At 70.0% G+C, this 19,178-nt stretch carries 16 protein-coding genes; 8 read left to right on the plus strand and 8 right to left on the minus strand.

The features are described from left to right. Nucleotides 1-12: 12 nt before the first annotated feature. A complete protein-coding gene (locus tag MIAR_RS04435) occupies nt 13-492 on the minus strand; it encodes a DUF3093 family protein (protein ID WP_285631954.1) in 480 nt (159 codons plus the stop codon). Nucleotides 493-495: 3 nt separating this feature from the next. On the opposite strand from MIAR_RS04435, the gene dut reads away from it, so the two are divergent. The 5 genes from dut to dxs all read left to right on the plus strand — a co-directional run bounded on the left by dut (nt 496) and on the right by dxs (nt 7,400). Beyond that, nucleotides 496-945 carry a dUTP diphosphatase gene (gene dut, locus MIAR_RS04440; RefSeq protein WP_285631956.1) on the plus strand — a complete coding sequence of 150 codons (450 nt, stop codon included), beginning with the start codon at nt 496-498 and terminating at the stop codon, nt 943-945. Next, nucleotides 942-1,529 carry a DUF3710 domain-containing protein gene (locus MIAR_RS04445; RefSeq protein WP_285631959.1) on the plus strand — a complete coding sequence of 196 codons (588 nt, stop codon included), beginning with the start codon at nt 942-944 and terminating at the stop codon, nt 1,527-1,529. The genes dut and MIAR_RS04445 overlap by 4 nt, the downstream gene beginning before the upstream one ends. After that, entirely contained in the window at nt 1,526-2,263 is a 738-nt protein-coding gene (locus MIAR_RS04450; protein ID WP_285631962.1) for a DUF3159 domain-containing protein, read from the plus strand. Before MIAR_RS04445 ends, MIAR_RS04450 begins: the two co-directional genes overlap by 4 nt. 129 nt (nt 2,264-2,392) lie before the next feature. Next, nucleotides 2,393-5,272 carry an aconitate hydratase gene (locus MIAR_RS04455; RefSeq protein ID WP_285631965.1) on the plus strand — a complete coding sequence of 960 codons (2,880 nt, stop codon included), beginning with the start codon at nt 2,393-2,395 and terminating at the stop codon, nt 5,270-5,272. A gap of 184 nt (nt 5,273-5,456) precedes the next feature. Continuing rightward, the gene (gene dxs / locus MIAR_RS04460; protein WP_285631968.1) at nt 5,457-7,400 is read left to right on the plus strand and encodes a 1-deoxy-D-xylulose-5-phosphate synthase; all 1,944 of its coding nucleotides are present in this window, start codon (nt 5,457-5,459) and stop codon (nt 7,398-7,400) included. Nucleotides 7,401-7,403: 3 nt separating this feature from the next. Here the strand turns inward: dxs and MIAR_RS04465 are convergent, their stop codons facing one another. Genes MIAR_RS04465 through MIAR_RS04480 form a run of 4 tightly spaced genes read right to left on the minus strand, consistent with a single transcriptional unit; the run spans nt 7,404 to nt 10,703 of the window. Next, a complete protein-coding gene (locus MIAR_RS04465) occupies nt 7,404-8,012 on the minus strand; it encodes a hypothetical protein (RefSeq protein WP_285631971.1) in 609 nt (202 codons plus the stop codon). Then, nucleotides 8,009-8,677, minus strand: coding sequence for a TetR/AcrR family transcriptional regulator (locus MIAR_RS04470; protein WP_285631975.1), 669 nt, complete (start codon nt 8,675-8,677; stop codon nt 8,009-8,011). Before MIAR_RS04470 ends, MIAR_RS04465 begins: the two co-directional genes overlap by 4 nt. Before the next feature lie 44 nt (nt 8,678-8,721). Next, nucleotides 8,722-10,167: a glycerol-3-phosphate dehydrogenase/oxidase gene (locus tag MIAR_RS04475; protein ID WP_285631977.1), complete on the minus strand. Its 1,446-nt coding sequence runs from the start codon at nt 10,165-10,167 to the stop codon at nt 8,722-8,724. Further along, the gene (locus MIAR_RS04480) at nt 10,164-10,703 is read right to left on the minus strand and encodes a TetR/AcrR family transcriptional regulator (RefSeq protein ID WP_285631980.1); all 540 of its coding nucleotides are present in this window, start codon (nt 10,701-10,703) and stop codon (nt 10,164-10,166) included. Before MIAR_RS04480 ends, MIAR_RS04475 begins: the two co-directional genes overlap by 4 nt. 74 nt (nt 10,704-10,777) lie before the next feature. Here MIAR_RS04480 and MIAR_RS04485 point away from each other — a divergent pair, with 74 nt between their 5' ends. The 3 genes from MIAR_RS04485 to MIAR_RS04495 are packed head-to-tail and all read left to right on the plus strand — an operon-like array spanning nt 10,778 to nt 14,954. Then, a complete protein-coding gene (locus MIAR_RS04485) occupies nt 10,778-12,403 on the plus strand; it encodes an FAD-binding oxidoreductase (protein WP_285631984.1) in 1,626 nt (541 codons plus the stop codon). Next, nucleotides 12,396-13,298 carry a YegS/Rv2252/BmrU family lipid kinase gene (locus MIAR_RS04490; protein ID WP_285631987.1) on the plus strand — a complete coding sequence of 301 codons (903 nt, stop codon included), beginning with the start codon at nt 12,396-12,398 and terminating at the stop codon, nt 13,296-13,298. The genes MIAR_RS04485 and MIAR_RS04490 overlap by 8 nt, the downstream gene beginning before the upstream one ends. Nucleotides 13,299-13,319: 21 nt before the next feature. Further along, on the plus strand, nt 13,320-14,954 hold the full coding sequence (locus MIAR_RS04495; protein ID WP_285631990.1) for a GMC oxidoreductase: 1,635 nt from the start codon (nt 13,320-13,322) through the stop codon (nt 14,952-14,954). Here MIAR_RS04495 and MIAR_RS04500 read toward each other — a convergent pair. The 3 genes from MIAR_RS04500 to MIAR_RS04510 form a co-directional block, all read right to left on the minus strand. Then, nucleotides 14,947-15,642, minus strand: coding sequence for an SPFH domain-containing protein (locus tag MIAR_RS04500; protein ID WP_285631993.1), 696 nt, complete (start codon nt 15,640-15,642; stop codon nt 14,947-14,949). The two genes, MIAR_RS04495 and MIAR_RS04500, sit on opposite strands and share 8 nt — an antisense overlap. 143 nt (nt 15,643-15,785) lie before the next feature. Beyond that, nucleotides 15,786-17,930 (minus strand): 3-hydroxyacyl-CoA dehydrogenase NAD-binding domain-containing protein, encoded by a 2,145-nt coding sequence (locus tag MIAR_RS04505; protein WP_285635614.1) that lies wholly within the window; start codon nt 17,928-17,930, stop codon nt 15,786-15,788. Nucleotides 17,931-17,938: 8 nt separating this feature from the next. Then, the gene (locus MIAR_RS04510) at nt 17,939-19,144 is read right to left on the minus strand and encodes a thiolase family protein (RefSeq protein ID WP_285631997.1); all 1,206 of its coding nucleotides are present in this window, start codon (nt 19,142-19,144) and stop codon (nt 17,939-17,941) included. Between the last annotated feature and the right edge of the window lie 34 nt (nt 19,145-19,178).

The raw sequence follows: 19,178 nt of genomic DNA on the forward strand, positions 1-19,178 counted from the left end.
TGATCGACCCGATCAGGCCGCGGCGCGCGCCGCGCGGATCGCCGCGCTGAGCCGATCCGGCGTGCGCGAGGAGATGGTCCAGGAGCGCACCGGGTCATCGGGATCCGTGAGGGGCACCACGACGAGCCCGTCGATGCCGCCGCGGATCAGATACCAGCCGTCGCGCGCGATGTCGCGCGTGCGGCGGTCGCGGGCATCCTGCCCGGCGAAGTGCTCGGGCTCGCCCAGCCAGCGGGCGTCGATGTGCGCGCGGCCGGCGTGGAGCACCGTCCCGCGCACGCGGATGACCGGTGCCAGCAGGATGCTGAGGACGACGAGCACCAGTGAGACGGCCGCACCGATCGCGATCGCGATATTGGAGGCGACCGGCGTGAACACCAGTGACACCATGGGGCCGACGAGCGCGATGGTGACGAGCATCCACAGGCTCGGCGAGAGCCGTTCGCGATAGCTCTCCCGCGTTTCCTGCGTGGTGTTCTGCATTAGCCTCATGGGGTGACTCATTCCGTTGCCGTCCCCATTATCGCCGCGCACACCCCGTTCTACGCGAATCCGGGTGATGCCGGCGCGGACCTCGTCTCCACCGAGGCCGTGCGTCTGGAACCGGGGGAACGCGCCCTGATCGGCACCGGCGTGCGGATCGCGCTGCCCGAGGGCTATGCGGCCTTCGTGGTTCCGCGCAGCGGACTCGCGGCCAAGCACGGCATCACTGTGGTCAACTCCCCGGGCACCGTCGATGCGGGATACCGCGGCGAGATCAAGGTGAGCCTGCTGAACACCGACAGCAAGGACGCGTACGATGTGGCGGTCGGTGATCGCATCGCGCAGCTGATCGTGATGCCCGTGATCCAGGCGCACTTCGAACCCGTCGACGAGCTGCCCGACAGCGTCCGCGGCGAAGGCGGCTTCGGGTCCACCGGCTATACCCAGGGAAAGAGCGAATGACTGAAGAGATCGAGCCCACGCTGAAGTCGGCACCGGAGGACCGGGCCACCGCGGGACCGTTCGACGACGCGGAGGCGAACCCCGTCCGCCCCTACATCGACCTCGGCGGCATCAAGGTGCTGCCCCGTGAGGGCCTGAACCTGCGGCTGGAGGTGGAGGAGCAGACCAAGCGCATCGTTGCGGTCGGTCTGGACTACGCGAACTCCTCGCTGCAGGTGCAGCCGTTCGCCGCCCCGCGCACGCGCGGCCTGTGGGACGAGACCCGCGTGCAACTGCGCGACCAGATCCGCACCCAGGGTGGTCGCGTCGAGGAGCGCGAGGGGCCTCTGGGCAAGGAGCTGCTGGCCGAGGTGCCCGCGACCGCCGCAGAGGGCTCCGAGATGCGCTTGGCGCGTTTCATCGGCGTCGACGGCCCGCGCTGGTTCCTGCGCGGTGTCATCGGCGGCGAGGCCGCCTCCGACCCGGCCGCGGCCGAGCAGGTCGAGGACCTGTTCCGCTCGATCGTCGTCGTGCGCGGCGGATCCCCGATGCCGCCCCGCGACCTCATCCCGCTGAAGATGCCGTCCACGCCGGGTTCGGCGTGACCGACGCCGACCGCGAGCAGGGTGCGCGCGAGAACGACACCGCCGCGCCCGCGGAGCCGTCCGCGGCCGATCTGATCGGTGCGGCGCTCGGCGGCGCCGCGCGGCGCGCCGGACTCGGCGCTGACAGCAGCGAGAGCACGCAGAAGGTCGTCTGGACCGCGATGGGCGGCTGGCGCGGCATCCTGGAGTCGGTCCTCCCGAGCCTCGCCTTCGTCGTCCTCTTCACTGTGCGCCCCGAGCCGCTGATCCTCTCCCTCGGCGTGTCGGTCGGCTTGGCCGCGGTTTTCACGGCCATCCGCCTGCTGCAGAAGTCGCCGCCGTCCGCCGCGATCGGCGGCCTCGTCGCCGCCGGCGTCGCGGCGGTGCTGGCGCTGTGGACCGGACGCGGAGCGGACAACTTCGTGCCCGGACTGATCACGAACGCGGTCTACGGCACCGCCATGATCGTGGCCGCGCTGGTGGGCTGGTCGCTGATCGGGCTGGCCGTCGGCTTCCTGATGGGGGAGGGCACGGCCTGGCGTCAGGATCGCCGCAAGCGGCGGGCGTTCTTCTGGCTCGGCATCGCGTGGGGCGTGCTCTTCTTCGCGCGCCTGGGCGTGCAGCTGCCGCTCTATCTCACCGACCAGGTGACCCTCCTGGGAACGCTGAAGCTCATCATGGGGCTGCCGCTGTTCGCGCCGCTCGTCGCCGTCACCTGGCTCGTCGTCCGGGCGCTGTACCGGCGCGGCGAGTGACGCAGGCGCCGTTCACCTCTGCTAGATTTATCTCGACATCAAGATAAATCTCGGGCTTTTGCCGAGCGATTCCGCGGAGCACACTGGTAAGGCGAACCTTGCTAGCCGCGGCATCCGGAGGCGAGCAAGATGGAGTCGCCTGTCGCTCCCATCCGAACAGAAGGAGACGGATCCGTGTCCACGGTGAACAGCTTCGGTGCCAAGAGCACCCTGACGGTCGGCAGCACCGACTACGAGATCTTCCGCATCGACACGGTCGCCGGTCACGAGAAGCTCCCCTTCAGCCTGAAGGTGCTTCTGGAGAACCAGCTGCGCACCGAGGACGGCAAGAACGTCACGAAGGCGCAGATCGAGGCGCTGGGCTCGTGGGATGCCACGGCCGAGCCCAACACCGAGATCCAGTTCACGCCCGCCCGCGTCCTCATGCAGGACTTCACCGGCGTGCCCTGCATCGTCGACCTCGCCACCATGCGCGAGGCCGTCACCGCCCTCGGCGGCGACCCGAGCCGCATCAACCCGCTCTCGCCCGCCGAGATGGTCATCGACCACTCCGTGATCGCCGACCTCTTCGGCGCGGAGAACGCGCTGCAGCGCAACGTCGAGATCGAGTACGAGCGCAACGGCGAGCGCTACCAGTTCCTGCGCTGGGGTCAGACCGCCTTCGACGACTTCAAGGTCGTCCCGCCCGGGACCGGCATCGTGCACCAGGTGAACATCGAGCACCTGGCCAAGGTCGTCTACGACCGCACCGTCGACGGCGTGCTGCGCGCCTACCCCGACACGCTCGTCGGCACCGACTCGCACACCACCATGGTCAACGGCCTGGGCGTGCTGGGCTGGGGCGTCGGCGGCATCGAGGCCGAGGCAGCCATGCTGGGCCAGCCGGTCTCCATGCTCATCCCGCGCGTCGTCGGCTTCAGGCTCACCGGCGAGATCCCCGCCGGCGTCACGGCGACCGATGTCGTGCTGACGATCACCGACATGCTGCGCCAGCACGGCGTGGTCGGCAAGTTCGTCGAGTTCTACGGTGCCGGCGTGGCATCCGTGCCCCTCGCCAACCGCGCCACCATCGGAAACATGTCGCCGGAGTTCGGCTCCACCGCCGCGATCTTCCCGGTGGACGACGTCACCCTCGACTACCTGCGCCTCACCGGCCGCAGCGACGAGGCGATCGCGCTGGTCGAGTCGTACGCCAAGATCCAGGGCCTCTGGCACGATGCCGCCAACGAGCCGGTGTACAGCGAGTACATGGAGCTCGACCTCGGCACCGTGGTCCCCTCGATCGCTGGCCCGAAGCGCCCGCAGGACCGCATCCTGCTCTCCGAGGCGAAGACGCAGTTCGAGAAGGACATCCTCAACTACGCCACCCCGTCCACCTCGGACGAGCTCGCCGACCTCGAGTCGAAGCACTCCTTCCCGGCATCCGACCCCGGTCAGGTCCCCGGTGAGGAGGAGGTGCACACCCGTCCGGTGCACATCAGCAGCGGCGCGCCCGCCGCGTCGTCGAAGCCGGTTCCCGTGACCACGCCTGCCGGCGACCAGTACATCCTGGACAACGGCGCCGTGACGCTCGCGGCGATCACCTCGTGCACCAACACCTCGAACCCCTCGGTCATGGTCGCGGCCGGTCTGGTCGCCCGCAAGGCGCTGAAGAAGGGCCTGAAGCAGAAGCCGTGGGTCAAGACCACGCTGGCTCCCGGCTCGAAGGTCGTCACCGACTACTACGAGAAGTCGGGCCTGAACGAGGACCTCGAGGGCCTGGGCTTCTACACGGTCGGCTACGGCTGCACGGTCTGCATCGGCAACTCCGGCCCGCTGATCGATGAGGTCTCGTCCGCCGTCAACGAGCACGACCTCGCGGTCACCGCCGTGCTCTCCGGCAACCGCAACTTCGAGGGCCGCATCAGCCCCGACGTGAAGATGAACTACCTGGCCTCGCCGCCGCTGGTCATCGCCTACGCTCTCGCCGGCTCGATGCACTTCGACTTCGAGAACGACGCGCTGGGTCAGGACACCGAGGGCAACGACGTGTTCCTGCGGGACATCTGGCCCACCTCGGAAGAGGTGCAGGAGATCATCGACTCGTCGATCTCGCGTGAGCAGTTCATCAAGCAGTACGCCACCGTGTTCGACGGCGACGAGCGCTGGACGGGCCTGCCCACGCCGACCGGCCCGATCTTCGAGTGGGACGAGGACTCGACCTACGTGCGCAAGGCGCCGTACTTCGACGGCATGACCATGGAGCTGACCCCGGTCACCGACATCACCGGCGCCCGTGTGATGGCGGCCCTGGGCGACTCGGTCACCACCGACCACATCTCGCCGGCGGGTGCCATCAAGCCGGGCACCCCTGCTGCGCAGTACCTGCAGGAGCACGGTGTGGAGCGCAAGGACTTCAACTCCTTCGGATCGCGTCGAGGCAACCACGAGGTCATGATCCGCGGCACGTTCGCAAACATCCGCCTGAAGAACACGCTGGTCAAGGCCGTCAACGACGGTCAGCAGATCGAGGGCGGCTACACCCGCGACTTCACCCAGCCCGGTGGTCCGCAGGCGTTCATCTACGACGCCTGCATGAACTACCAGGAGCAGGGCGTGCCGCTGGTGGTCTTCGGTGGCAAGGAGTACGGCTCCGGATCCTCGCGCGACTGGGCGGCCAAGGGCACCAACCTGCTCGGCGTCAAGGCGGTCATCACCGAGAGCTTCGAGCGCATCCACCGCTCCAACCTCATCGGCATGGGCGTCGTCCCGCTGCAGTTCCCCGCGGGCGAGTCCTGGGAGTCGCTGGGCCTGGACGGCACCGAGATCATCTCGATCGAGGGCCTGACCGCGCTCAACGAGGGCATCACGCCGAAGACGGTGAAGGTCACCGCGACCCCGAGCGAGTTCTCGCCTGAGGGCAAGCAGGTCGTCGAGTTCGATGCCGTGGTGCGCATCGACACCCCCGGTGAGGCGGACTACTACCGCAACGGCGGCATCCTGCAGTACGTGCTGCGTTCGCTGGTCTGATCCCGTGACGAGAGCGCCCCGCCCGGCTTCGACCGGGCGGGGCGCTTCCGCGTCCCCGAGGAGTGCAGAGCCGAACCACCGGTCGCCCGCGCCACGCACCGAACTCCCACCGACTCGGAGATAGACTGGACAGGTTCGCGCGAGCCCTCCGGCCGCGCAGTCGTCGAGTCGCGGAGGAGCGTCCATGCCGATCCTGCCGAGCATCACCGGTCCCCGGGATCTCGACCGGCTCTCACCCGAACAGCTCGCTGAGCTGGCGGCGGAGATCCGCACCTTCCTGGTCGAGAACGTGGCCCGCACCGGTGGTCACCTGGGTCCGAACCTCGGCGTCGTCGAGCTGACGATCGCGCTGCACCGGGTGTTCTCCTCGCCGGAGGACCCGATCATCTTCGACACGGGCCACCAGTCGTATGTGCACAAGCTGCTGACCGGCCGACAGGACTTCTCGCAGCTGCGCTCCCGTGGCGGCCTCGCCGGCTACCCGCAGCGCTCGGAGAGCGCGCACGACGTGGTGGAGTCCTCGCATGCCTCCAGCTCGCTGAGCTGGGCGGACGGTGTCTCCCGCGCGCTCACGGCCACCGGACGCGGCGACCGGCATGTGGTCGCGGTCGTCGGCGACGGCGCGCTCACGGGCGGTATGACGTGGGAGGCTCTGAACAACATCTCCGACGACAACGATCGCAATCTCGTGATCGTCGTCAACGACAACGGACGCTCCTACGCGCCCACCATCGGCGGCATGTCCCGTTACCTCAACCGCGTGCGCACCGCCGCCGCCTATCGCGACCTGCACCGCAAGTCCGACCGGGTGTTCCGCGCCTTCGGCCCGTTCGGGCGGGCGCTGTTCCGCGGAGTGCGCGGTGGCACGCACGGCTTCCTCTCCCGCTTCACGAACAACGTCGCGCTGTATTCCAATCTGGACATCAAGTACCTCGGTCCGGTCGACGGTCACGACCTGCCCGCTCTGCTGGAGACGCTCCAGCTGGCGAAGGACTTCGGTGCACCTGTGATCGTGCACGTCATCACCGAGAAGGGCCGCGGCTACCAGCCGGCACTCGACGACGAGGCGGACCAGTTCCATTCCGTCGGACGCATCGATCCGAAGACCGGAGGGGCGCTGGGGAAGTCCTCGGGCCGCTCGTGGACCTCGGTGTTCGCCGACGCCCTGGTCGACGTCGGAGGCAGGGACGAGAAGGTCATCGCGATGACCGCCGCCATGCTGCGACCGACGGGCCTGGCGCCGTTCGCGGAGCGCTATCCGCACCGCGTGTACGACGTGGGCATCGCCGAGCAGCACGCCGTCGCCTCGTCGGCCGGCCTCGCGTTCGGCGGTCTGCACCCCGTGGTGGCGATCTACGCGACCTTCATGAACCGCGCCTTCGACCAGGTGCTGATGGATGTCGCGCTGCACAAGGCGGGCGTCACGTTCGTGCTGGATCGGGCCGGTGTCACCGGGCCTGACGGCCCGAGTCACCACGGGATCTGGGATCTGGCGATGCTGCAGCTGGTCCCGGGCATCCGCATCGCGGCCCCTCGGGACGCGGCGCGTCTGCAGGAGGTGCTCGACGAGGCTGTGGCCGTCGACGACGCGCCCACGGTGATCCGCTACCCGAAGGGGTCCGTACCGGATGACATCCCCGCCGTCGAACGACTGGCGGACGGGGTCGACGTGCTCTCCCGCGACGAGACCGAGGACGTGCTCCTGGTGGGAATCGGGCCCTTCACCGAGCTCGCCCTCGACGTCGCCGCCCGCCTGCGCGCGCAGGGGATCGGCGCCACCGTGATCGACCCGCGCTGGGCGATCCCGGTGCAGCCGTCGATCCTGGAGCTGGCGGCGCGTCACCGCCTGGTGATCACTCTCGAGGACGGCATCCGCGTGGGCGGCGTCGGCACTCGGGTGCGTCAGGTGCTGCGTGAGGCGGGGATCGACACCGCCGTCGACGAGCTCGGCGTGCCGGACGAGTTCATCGCGCACGCGTCGCGCGAGCAGGTGCTGCAGGATGCCGGCCTCACGGCCGCGAAGATCGCGCAGGACGTCGTCGCACAGGTGCTCGGCAAGCGGGTCCCGATGGCGCGCCAGACCGGTGAGACCGGTGCGATCGAGCTGCCGATCCATCACCGCAGCTGAGCCTCAGGCCTCCAGAGCCCCGTCCTCCACGGTGGCATCACGATCGACGCGCGCCTGGATGCGCCTCGCTGTGCGCCGGCCGCTGTCCCACCGGCGCGCGTTGCGCGCGGTGGCGGCCCAGCCCAGGACATTGGATGCGGCAGTGAGAGCCGCGGCGATCCCGGTGTATCCGGCGAACACCGGCAGCGGAGCCGCGGAGTCGGTCCAGAAGGCGAAGCAGAACTGCAGCACCACGATGGTCAGCATGCCGATGATCGCGCCAGAGGCCGCGTGGACGCCTGCGTGCAGCCAGAGCGAACGCCTGGCGCGCAGGCTCCACGCGACTCTGCGGACAGCCGGCGCCGCGATCAGGGTCGCGATTCCGGAGATCGGTGCCGCGACCAGCAGGGAGATGAACAGCGCGGGGACCAGAAGCCCCAGCGAGGAGAAGCCGGAGGAGCCACCGCGTATCGAGGCCATGACATCGGGGACGACGGCGATGACCACCTCCGTCACCCCCAGCAGTCCGAGGAAGAAGAGCCAGGACGACACCGCCCCCATCACGAACTCGTCCCGCGTGAACGCCATCGGCTGATCGGGAGTGCGCGGCGACAGCGTTCCCGCCGCGCTCATGCCCGCACCTCCGCGATCTGGTCGAGCAGGTCGCGTGCGACTCCGCGCACGCCAGGGACGCGTAGGAACGGCAGGGCCACCGCGAGCAGCTTCAGGGCGGTGTCCAGCAGGCGGCGAGTCCGGGTGTGGTCGTCCTCGTCATAGGTCCAGCGCACGATGAGTCCGAGGAAGGCGACGAAGAGGGCTTCCGGGAGCCGCTTCGCGATGTCCTCCGGCAGTCGGTGCTCGGCTCCGTCCACCGCGCGACGGAAGAGGCCGATCGTCATCTCCCGCGCGCCGGTCGACTCGCGCGCCAGCGGGTTGATGGGGGAGTCCGGAGCGATCATGGCGCTGAGGAAGCCCGGTGCCACGCGCTGATACGGCTCGAGCGTCGCGAGGCCGGTGTCGAAGACGATCCGCAGGCGGTCGACCAGGCCCGTGACCCCCTCCAGCAGCGGGACGGCGACGCGTGCGTGATCCTGCTGCACCTGCTCGTACAGCTCCTGCACCAGGTGCGTCTTCGAGGGGAAGTAGTAATACGCGTTCCCGACTGACACCCCGGCTTCCCTGGCGATCAGCCGGATCGTGGTGTCGGGGTAGCCGCGTTCGATGAAGGAGTCGATCGCGGCTGCCCGGATGCGGGCTCGCGTCTGCTCGGCCTTCGGAGTGAGCTCAGAACTGAACATGTTCAAATACTAGCGCCGACGGAGGGCGAAGACGAGGCGCGTCGTCAGTCGAGTTCGTCGAGCGTCCGCGCGACGAGATCGGCGACCGACGGGAGTACTCGTGCTCGCTCATCCGGAACCAGGCCCACGCGGGTCCTCCGGTCGAGGACGTCATCAGTCGTCATGGCGCCCTGAGTGCGCACGGCATCCGTGACCTCGGCCGCGCTGAGAGTCAGGCCCTCCACCAGCGGAGGCGCGGCCTCAACAGGGGAGAAGGATGCCAGTCGCAGGGTGGCCGTGCGGCTGGGCGGGGCGGTCAGGCCGCGCATGCGCACAGCCAGGTCCACGGCGTCCTGAGCCATCCGGCGATATGTGGTGAGCTTGCCGCCCAACACCGAGACGAAGCCGTCGTCGGACGCGGTGACGAGATGTCTGCGGGACACGTCGGCCGTGCTCCCGCCGCCGCTGTCCACCAGGGGGCGCAGCCCGGCGAACGCACCGAGCACCTGCCCCCGGTCGACCGGCGTCTGCAGCACGCGATTCAGGCTCTCGAGCAGGAACGCGATCTCCGGCTCCGTGGGCTGCGCGACGCGCGGCACGTCCCCCGGCGCGTCCTCGTCGGTGAGTCCTACATAGACGCGTCCGCCCGGCTGCGGAAGAGCGAACACGTACCGGCTGACGGAGCCGACGTGCGGGATGGTCAGGGCCGCGCGCGGATGCCCGAGATCCGAGCCGTCGACCACGATGTGCGTCCCGCGGCTGGGACGCACCGTGATCGCGTCGTCGAGCGAACCGGCCCATACGCCCGTGGCGTTGATGACGCTGCGTGCGCGGATCGTCAGCCGCTCGCCGGTGAGCACGTCGTCGGCGTCCGCTCCGTCGGCGCGCAACCGTAGTGCGCGAACCCGGGTGAGGATGCTCGCGCCCAGGGCCGCGGCGGTCCGAGCCACCGCGATCACCAGGCGCGCGTCGTCGGCGAGCTGTCCGTCATGCGTGATCATTCCCCCGCGCAGACGGTGCGCGTCCAGGCCCGGCACCAGCGCGAGCGCGGTGCGGGCCGATGCCGGGCGAGGGCCCGGGAGGATGCGTCCCGGCGTGCGCGCCTGCAGCCGCAGCAGGTCGCCCATGGCCATTCCCGCGGCGCCCGCGACACGCTGACGCAGCGAGACCGCGGGGGAGAAGGGGAGCAGCTGCGGCAGCGGGCGGATCAGGTGCGGGGCGATCGCCGTCATCAGCAGATGGCGTTCCCTGGCGCTCTCCTGTGCTGTCGCGATGTCGCCCGTGGCGAGATAGCGAAGTCCGCCGTGCACCAGCTTGGAGCTGAACCGGCTGGTGCCGAACGCGAGATCCTCCGCCTCGATGAGCAGCACGCTCAGGCCGCGGGATGCGGCATCCAGCGCGGTGCCGGTCCCGGTGATCCCGCCGCCCACCACGAGCACGTCGACGGTGTCGACTGCCGCGCGGTCGAGCTCTGCGCGGCGGCGCGCCGCGGTGAGATCGGGCGAGCTCATGGTCGCAACAGCCCGTCCAGCGCGGCGCGCAGCTCGCGTTCCCACGCGGCGTCGTCGATGAGCTCGCTCACCGTGCCGTGCGAGAGGATCGCCGACTGCGCGATGAGGAGCAGCATGACTCCGATGTGCTGCGGGTCGCCGTCGCGCACCGTGCCGCCCGCCTGAGCCGCACCGATCGAGGCGGCCATCCGCTGCAGGATGGCCTGCTGGCTGGCCCCGAACCGGTGCAGGGTGTAACGGGTGAAGACCTCGGGTTCGCGAGCGAGCAGCGCCGAGTACAGCGGGTCGGTCTGGAACGCCGCCGAGAAGCGGAGCACGTCGTCGACGATTCCCTCGCGCGTCTGCGCGAGCGGGAGGCGCTCGAGCAGCGTCACGACGCGGTGCAGCAGAGCGGCACGGACGACCTCATCCGCGCCGGTCCAATTGCGATAGATCGTCGGCCTGCTCACGCCCGCCTCGCGAGCCAGCTCGGCGATCGTGAGGCCACCGACGCCGCGCTGCGCGATCAGCTGCTCCGCGGCACCGAGGATGCGCAACTGCGTCGCATCCCACTGCGGCGGGTTCCGGTGTGATGATTGACGATTTTCCACAATGTGTCACACTGTAACGCATGGATGTCGAGGACGACAGGGCGGGTTCGCCGCAGGAGATGCGCTGGGACGGCTGGGGCGACCCCGAACGGGCCACCGACCTGCCTCGTGCGGTGCGGGCCCTCCTGCCGCTCATGCTGGGGCGCGTGCGTCGGCCGGATCCCGCACCGGCGATCGGCGCCGTCGAGGTCGCTGCCTCGCGACTCACCGGGGAGGACATCGACGTGCTCGGAGCCGTCGTCGGCGCTGATCGGGTGCTGACCGACGCGGAGACCCGCATCCGGCGCTCGGGCGGGAAGTCGACGCCCGATCTGCTGCACCGTCGCGCTGCGCGCCAGGAGGCCCCGGATGCGGTCGTGCGACCGACCGACCACGATCAGGTGCGCGAGACGCTGCGCACCGCCGCCGAGCGCGATCTCGCGGTGGTCCCGTTCGGAGGCGGCACCAGTGTCGTCGGCGGAGTGGATCCCGTCGCCGGCGCGCACCGCGCCGTGATCGCCCTGGATCTCGCACTGCTGTCAGGTCTGATCCGTCTCGACGAGGTCAGCGGAGAGGCGGTGCTGCGCGCCGGTACGCGTGCACCGGAGGCCGAGCGCCTGCTCGCCGCGCACGGCTTCGAACTCGGGCACTACCCGCAGAGCTTCCGCTACGCCACCGTCGGCGGTTTCGCGGCCGCGCGCTCATCCGGGCAGAACTCGGCCGGTTACGGCCGCTTCGACGCCATGGTGACGGGCATCCGCATGGCCACCCCGACCGGCGACCTGGACCTCGGGCGTGCACCGGGCTCCGCCGCCGGCCCGGACCTGACCCGCCTGCTGCTCGGGTCGGAGGGCGCCTTCGGGGTGATCACGGAGGTGCGCGTGCGCGTGCACCGGACTCCGCAGGAGCGCATCGTGGAGTCGTGGACCTTCCCGGACTTCGTGACCGGGGTCGACGCGCTGCGGCAGGTCGTGCAGCGTGGTGGGTCACCGACCGTCATCCGCCTCTCGGACGAGGCCGAGACCGGTGTGAGCCTCGCGCAGCTCGGCCGGATCGGGAAGGTGCTCGCGAAGGGCGCCAGCGCCGTCACCGTGTTCGAGGGCGAGGACGCTGAGAGACGCCGTGAGCGCACGGCGGCGCTCATCGCGGAGGCAGGCGGCTCCAGCACCGGCCGCGGCGATGCAGAGGAGTGGATGCGCACGCGCTTCGACGGTCCCTATCTCCGCGACGCCCTGCTCGACGCGGGGGTGTTCTGCGAGACGCTGGAGACGGCGACGACGTGGTCGAACCTGCACCCTCTGCGCGCGGCGGTGACCGCCGCGCTCAAGGACGGATTCTCGGATGCCGGGGCGAAGAGCTTCGTGATGTGCCATGTCTCGCACGTGTACCCGACGGGCGCCTCGCTGTACTTCACGGTGCTCGCCGGGCTCAAGGGCGAGCAGCTCGGCGTGTGGGATGCGGTGAAGCATCGCGTCGGGGATGCGATCGTGGCTGCCGGCGGCACGATCACGCACCACCATGCCGTCGGACGCGACCACGCGCCGTGGCTGGTGGACGAGATCGGCGAGACCGGCATCCGCATCCTTCGCGCCGTCAAGCGCGAACTGGATCCGCAGGGGATCATGAACCCCGGCGTGCTCGTCCCCGCGGAACGCTCCGGTGCCTGAACCCGTGCGTCTCGCGATGATCGTCAACCCGCGCGCCGGCAAGGGGCGCGGCGCTCGCGCTGCCGCCGTCGCCGAGCGGATGCTGCGGGACTCCGGCGCCGTCGTGTCGGTGCTGGCAGGCGACACCGCCGCGCAGACCCGCGCGCTCGCGCACCGGGCCGTGCACGAGCATCCCGACGGCGTGGTCGTCGTGGGCGGCGACGGGACCCTCACCGGCATCATCGACGTTCTCGCCGATGCCGACGTGCCGGTGACGCTCGTGCCCGCCGGCACGGGGAACGACCTCGCTCGCGCGCTCGGCATCCCCACCGGCGATCCTGCCGCAGCGGCGTCAGCGGCAGTCCACGGTGACCCGCGTCGCATCGACCTCGGCAGCATCGCCTCGCAGGGGGAGAGCCGGGCGTTCCTCACGATCGCCGCCCTCGGCTTCGACGCCAAGGTCAGTGAGCGCACCAACACGCTGCGGCATCCCCGCGGCCCGCTGCGGTACTACCTCGCGCTGGTGATCGAACTGCTGCGGCTGCGACCCACCGACTTCCGGGTGCGCGTCGACGGCGGAGAGGAGCAGTCGATTCCCGGCACGCTGCTCGCCGTCGGCAACACCTCCAGCTACGGGGGAGGGATGCCGATCTGCGTCGGCGCCCGGCCCGATGACGGAGCGCTCGACCTCGTGCACGTCGCACCGCTCGGCCGCCTGCGGCTGCTGACCGTGTTCCCGCTGCTGCTGCGCGGCACCCACCTGTCACGACCGGAGGTGCGGCACCGGCAGGCGACACGCGTGCAGGTGTCGGCTCCCGACCTGGTGGTCTACGCCGACGGCGAGCGCGTCGGCGCGGGTGAGTGCGTGATCGGCATCCGACCCGGTGCCGTGACCATGATGGTGCCGCGACGATGAGGACTCCGAAGGGATGAACGGATGAGTTACGACGAGGACGTCGTGATCGTGGGATCGGGCTTCGGCGGCTCGGTCGCCGCCCTGCGCCTGTCGGAGAAGGGGTACCGCGTCCGGGTGCTCGAGGCCGGCCGCCGGTTCGAGGACGAGGACTTCGCGAGGACGTCGTGGGACGTGCGCCGCTACCTGTGGGCGCCGCGCCTGGGCTGTTTCGGCGTGCAGCGCATCCACCGTCTGCCGCACGTGATGATCCTCGCCGGTGCGGGCGTCGGCGGCGGTTCGCTGAACTATGCCAACACGCTCTACGAGCCGGGTGCGGCGTTCTTCGCCGACCGGCAATGGCCCCAGGGGTTCTCCTGGCAGGCCGAACTCGCGCCGCACTACGCGACGGCGAAGCGGATGCTGGGCGTCGTCGAGCACTATCCGCACACCGGACCCGTGGAGCGGATCATGGCCGGCGCCGCCGAGGACCTCGGAGTCGGCGGCACCTTCCGGCGCGCGCCGGTGGGCGTCTTCCTCGGCATGCCGGGCGTCACCGTCCCGGACCCGTTCTTCGACGGAGAGGGTCCGGCGCGGACCGGCTGCACGCTGTGCGGCAACTGCATGGTGGGGTGCCGCGTCGGAGCCAAGAACACGCTGCGGAAGAACTATCTGCACCTCGCCGAGCGCCGGGGTGCGGTGATCGAGCCGCTGCGCACGGTCGTCGAGGTGCGTGAGGATCCGCGCGGCGGGTATCTCGTCTCCTCCGAGCGCTCCGGGGCGTGGGCGCGCCGGCAGCGCCGCACGATCCGCGCGGAGCAGGTGGTGCTCGCGGCCGGCACCTGGGGGACGCAGCAGTTGCTGCACCGGATGAAGGCGTCGGGCGCCCTGCCGCGGATCTCGGATGCCGTGGGCCGCCTGACCCGCACCAACTCCGAGGCGCTGGACGGCGCGATCTCCACCCGCGTCCCGGAGAGCGTCGCGTACACGGAGGGCGTGGCCATCACCACCTCGTTCCACGTGGACGAGCACACGCACGTGGAGAACGTGCGCTACGGCCCGGGCTCCAATCTGATGGGCGGTCTCGCCACGCTGCTGGTCGACGGCGACCGGTCGCTGTTCAGGCGTCTCGGCTCGATGGCCGCGCAGGTGCTGCGGCATCCGGTGCGGCAGTTCCGGCTGGCGGATCTGCACCGGTGGAGCGAGCGCGGCATCATCGCCCTGGTCATGCAGACCGCCGACAACTCGCTCACGCTCTCGCTGCGGCGTCGCCTGGGCCGCGACGTGCTGACGAGCAGGCAGGGGCACGGGGAGCCGAATCCGTCGTACCTGCCGCAGGCGCATCGCGCCGCGGAGGCGATCGCCGCGCGGATGCAGGCCGAGACCGGAGTGCGCACCGAGGCGCGGGGCTCATGGCCCGAGGCCTTCGGCATCCCGCTGACCGCGCACTTCCTCGGCGGCGCGGTGATCGGCAGCACCCCCGAGGACGGCGTCATCGACGCCTGGAACCGCGTCTGGGGGCATCCGGGCGTGCACGTCGTCGACGGCGCGGCGGTGCCGGCGAACCCCGGTGTGAACCCCTCACTGACCATCACCGCCATCGCCGAGCGGGCGTTCGCGCACTGGCCGGAACGCGGCGGACAGGATCGGCGCCCGCCGCAGGACGAGGCGCTCAGTTGAGGGCGTGCAGGGCGGCGACTGCATCCGGTGCGCGATCACCGGCGCGGAGGGCGCCGGCCAGCAGGTAGCCGTCCGTCAGAGAGTCACCGGTGATCATCACCCGCACCAGCTCCACACCGCACGCGACGCGCACCGACTCGGCGCACGCGGCGAGCACCCGGGTGCTGATCTCGTCGTTGTGCGGGAGCTCCTCGCCGTCCAGCTTCCGCACCGCGTCGCGCAGAGCGGCGCCGACGATGTTCGACGCGCGCTCCCGCACGTTCACCACGTCGAGTTCGAACACCCTCAGATCGTGCCCGGTCGGGATCGGCCGCCACTCGAACGATGCATGCACTCTGTGCTGCACGCCCCCTGCGCCGGTCAGCTCGCGTACCGGCAGATCGGTCGCCCGGCAGCGCACGTCCACGAGCCGGTACCAGTAGAACAGCGGGAACGCGCCGTGCGAACCCGGTCGCAGCACGACGACCTCGCCCACGGCGCCGCTGAGGCTCGTCTTGCGCCGTGGCGGCCGGTTGCGGATGATCGGCTTCCCGTTCCGGGTGCGGATCGCGGCCCAGCCCTCGTCCACGGTCACGATGAAGAGCTTCATCAGTGCCGGGAAGACCAGCACGATCGTGAGGATCGCGGTTCCGGTCTTCAGCAGGCTCGCGACCCCCTTGCCGCTCACCATCGTCAGGAGCATCTCCATGAGACCACTGTGCCGGGTCTGTGCGGATGCTGTACCCCGATCGAGCCTCGTCGAGCAGGAGTTCACGGGGTGTTCGCCGTCCGTTCCCCGCAGACGCGGAACGGGCCGCCCCGAAGTCGGAGCGGCCCGTCAGACGACGTTCGTCAGTTGTGCGCGATCCCGCGGATCGGCGGGTTGTGGAAGGTGCCCTGGAACACGCGCTCCGAAGCTCCCTCGCGGTCGAGGTACGGCGAGGCGCCCCCGTCGATGAACGGCCAGCCCGCACCCAGGATCAGGCACAGGTCGATGTCCTCGACCTCCGGGACCACACCCTCATCGAGCATGATCCGGATCTCCTGCGCCAGGCCGTCCTGCACGCGGCGCAGGATCGTCTCCGCGGAGGCCGGCGTGGAGCCGGTCTGACCCTTCAGCGCCTTCTCGGCGGCCTTGGTCCAGCCGGTCACGCGACCGCCCTTGTCCTTCTCGACGACTGCGTCCAGCTCGGCGAGGGCGTGGAAGTTGTCGTTCGCGTAGAAGCGCTCCGGGAAGGCGCGGACCATCGTGTCCTGCACGTGCGCGGCGACCTTCCAGCCGACCAGGTCGATCAACTGGAACGGGCCCATCGGCAGGCCCAGGGGGCCGAATGCCTTCTCGACGTCGGCGACAGGGGTGCCCTCGTACACGGCGCGCGCGGCCTCGCCCATGACCTTCGCGAGCAGACGGTTCACGACGAAGCCGGGGGCGTCGGCCGTGAGGACCGCGTTCTTGCCGAGGCCCTTCGCGACCACGAACGCGGTCGACAGAGCGGCATCCGTCGTGGCGTCCGTCTTCACGATCTCGATCAGCGGCATGACCGCGACCGGGTTGAAGAAGTGGAAGCCGACCAGGCGCTCGGGGTGCGCGAGCTTCGAACCGATCTCCTCGACGGACAGCGACGAGGTGTTGGTCGCGAGGATCGCGTCCTCCGCGACGATCTTCTCGATCTCGCCGAACACGGCCTGCTTCACGCCGACCTCCTCGAACACGGCCTCGATCACGAAGTCGCAGTCCGCGTAGAGGCTCTTGTCCGTGGTGCCGGTGACCAGGCTGCGCAGCTTGTTGGCGGTGTCGCCGTCGAGACGGCCCTTCGCCTCGAGCTTGCCGATCTCCTCGTGGATGTACGCCACGCCCTTGTCGACGCGCGCCTGGTCCAGGTCGGTGATGAGCACGGGCACCTGCAGCTTGCGCACGAACAGCAGCGCGAACTGGCTGGCCATCAGGCCGGCACCGATGATGCCGACCTTGGTGACCTTCTTCGCGAGCGTCTTGTCGGGTGCGCCGACGGGACGCTTGGCGCGCTTCTGCACCAGGTCGAACGCGTACATCGACGCGGCGAACTGATCGCCGGTCACGAGCTCGGCCAGTGCCTCGTCCTCGCGGGCGAAGCCCTCCGCCTTCGTGCCGCTCCTGGCCTTGTCGAGCAGCTCGAGCGCGGCGTACGGCGACTTCGGCACGGTACCGATCTTCGACTCCAGCATGGTGCGGGCCATCTTGATGGCAACCGGCCACTTGACCGTGCGCTCGATCTTGCCCGGGGCGTTCTTGCGCTCCACCTTCTTGCCGCCGAGGACCGCATCGGCCCAGGTCAGCGAGTTCTCCAGGAAGTTCGCGGCGGGGTAGATCGCGTCGAACAGGCCCAGCTCGAACGCCTGCTGCGGCTTGAGCATCCGGTTCTGCTTGAGCGGGTTGGAGATGACCACTTCGAGGGCGTTCTCGATGCCGATCAGGTTGGGCACCAGATACGCGCCGCCCCAGCCGGGGATGATGCCGAGGAAGACCTCGGGCAGCGCGAGCGCTGCGGCGGAGGCGTCTACCGTGCGGTATGTGGAGTTCAGCGCGATCTCCATGCCACCGCCGAGAGCGAGCCCGTTCACGAACGCGAACGACGGGACGCCCAGGTCGGACAGCGAGCCGATGACCTTGTGGCCCAGCTGCGCGATCAGGCGGGCGTTGTCCTTCGACCCGACCCGGCTGATGTCGGAGAGGTCGGCGCCGGCGGCGAGGATGTACTGCTTGCCGGTGATGCCGACCGCCTGGATCTCGCCGGCGGCCGCACGGGCCTTGAGCCCGTCGAGGGTCTCGCCCAGCTCGGTGAGGGTGGCGGGCCCCAGCGTGTTCGGACGGGTGTGGTCGCGGCCGTTGTCCAGGGTGATCAGGGCGAGCACCTTGCCCGAGGCGAGGCGGATGTCGCGCACGGGGGAGTGCGTGACGACCTCGCCCTCGGTGAGGGCCATGATCGGCGAGAAGTCGATGTCGTCGTAGTTCGTCATGTCCGCCGTCACTTCCGCTTCTTGCCGTCGTAGTACGGGTTCTCCCAGATGACCGAGCCGCCCTGGCCGAGACCGACGCACATGGCGGTCAGTCCGTAGCGCACGTCCGGGCGCTCCGCGAACTGCGCGGCGAGCTGGATCATCAGGCGCACGCCGCTCGCGGCGAGCGGATGCCCGAGGGCGATCGCGCCGCCCCACTGGTTGACGCGCGGGTCATCGTCGGCGATGCCGAAGTGGTCGAGCAGGGAGATCACCTGGATGGCGAACGCCTCGTTGAGCTCGAACAGGCCGATGTCGTCGATGGTGAGCCCGGCCTTCTTGAGGGCCTTCTCCGTGGACGGGATCGGACCGATGCCCATGATCTCGGGCTGCACGCCGGCGAAGGCGAACGAGACCATGCGCATCTTCGGGGTCAGGCCGAACTCCTTGACGGCACCGCCCCCGGCGAGCAGCGACATGGTCGCGCCGTCTGTCAGGGGGGAGGAGGTGCCGGCGGTGACGCGGCCGTGCGGACGGAACGGGGTCTTCAGCGCCGCCAGGTCCTCCATGGTGGTCTGCGGGCGACGACCCTCGTCCTCGGTGGCGAGCCCCCAGGCGCCGTCGGCGTCCTTGATGGCCACGGACACCAGGTCGGGCTGGATCTTGCCGGCGTCGTACGCAGCCTGGACCTTGTGCTGGCTGAGCATGCCGAAGCGGTCCGAGCGCTCCTTGGTCAGGTGGGGGAAGCGGTCGAAGATGCGCTCCGCGGTGACGCCCATGTTGAGAGCGCCCGGGTCCACCATGCGCTCTGCGACGAAGCGCGGGTTCGGGTCGGCGTTGCCGCCGATCGGGTGGTGGCCCATGTGCTCGACACCGCCGGCGAGGGCGAAGTCGTACATGCCGATGCCGATGGAAGCCGCCATGGTGGTGACGCTGGTCATGGCGCCGGCGCACATCCGCTCGACGGCGAGACCGGGAACGGTCTGCGGAAGACCGGCCAGGATCGCCACCGACCGCCCGAGCGTCAGGCCCTGGTCGCCGGTCTGCGAGGTCGCGGCGATCGCGACGTCATCGATGCGGTCGGCAGGGACGGAGGCGTTGCGCTCCATCAGCCCGATCGTCGCCTTGACGGCGAGGTCATCCGCGCGGGTGTTCCAATACATTCCTTTTTCGCCGGCGCGCCCGAAAGGCGTGCGCACTCCATCGACGAAGAAGACGTCCGAGATCTCGGCCACTCCTGCCTCCATTGGTTGGGATGACCCCAGCCTA

Origin of the sequence: Microbacterium arabinogalactanolyticum, assembly GCF_030268005.1 — a bacterium.
In the GTDB taxonomy this organism is placed as follows: Bacteria; Actinomycetota; Actinomycetes; order Actinomycetales; family Microbacteriaceae; genus Microbacterium; species Microbacterium arabinogalactanolyticum.

Excerpts from the sequence above, each read along its gene's own strand:
- MIAR_RS04465 (WP_285631971.1), bottom strand. The coding sequence starts at position 8,012 with ATGAGCGCGGCGGGAACGCTGTCGCCGCGCACTCCCGATCAGCCGATG.
- dxs (WP_285631968.1), top strand. The coding sequence starts at position 5,457 with ATGCCGATCCTGCCGAGCATCACCGGTCCCCGGGATCTCGACCGGCTC.
- MIAR_RS04455 (WP_285631965.1), top strand. The coding sequence starts at position 2,393 with ATGGAGTCGCCTGTCGCTCCCATCCGAACAGAAGGAGACGGATCCGTG.
- MIAR_RS04485 (WP_285631984.1), top strand. The coding sequence starts at position 10,778 with ATGGATGTCGAGGACGACAGGGCGGGTTCGCCGCAGGAGATGCGCTGG.
- MIAR_RS04475 (WP_285631977.1), bottom strand. The coding sequence starts at position 10,167 with ATGAGCTCGCCCGATCTCACCGCGGCGCGCCGCCGCGCAGAGCTCGAC.
- MIAR_RS04435 (WP_285631954.1), bottom strand. The coding sequence starts at position 492 with ATGAGGCTAATGCAGAACACCACGCAGGAAACGCGGGAGAGCTATCGC.
- MIAR_RS04445 (WP_285631959.1), top strand. The coding sequence starts at position 942 with ATGACTGAAGAGATCGAGCCCACGCTGAAGTCGGCACCGGAGGACCGG.
- MIAR_RS04505 (WP_285635614.1), bottom strand. The coding sequence starts at position 17,930 with ATGACGAACTACGACGACATCGACTTCTCGCCGATCATGGCCCTCACC.
- MIAR_RS04470 (WP_285631975.1), bottom strand. The coding sequence starts at position 8,677 with ATGTTCAGTTCTGAGCTCACTCCGAAGGCCGAGCAGACGCGAGCCCGC.
- MIAR_RS04495 (WP_285631990.1), top strand. The coding sequence starts at position 13,320 with ATGAGTTACGACGAGGACGTCGTGATCGTGGGATCGGGCTTCGGCGGC.
- MIAR_RS04500 (WP_285631993.1), bottom strand. The coding sequence starts at position 15,642 with ATGGAGATGCTCCTGACGATGGTGAGCGGCAAGGGGGTCGCGAGCCTG.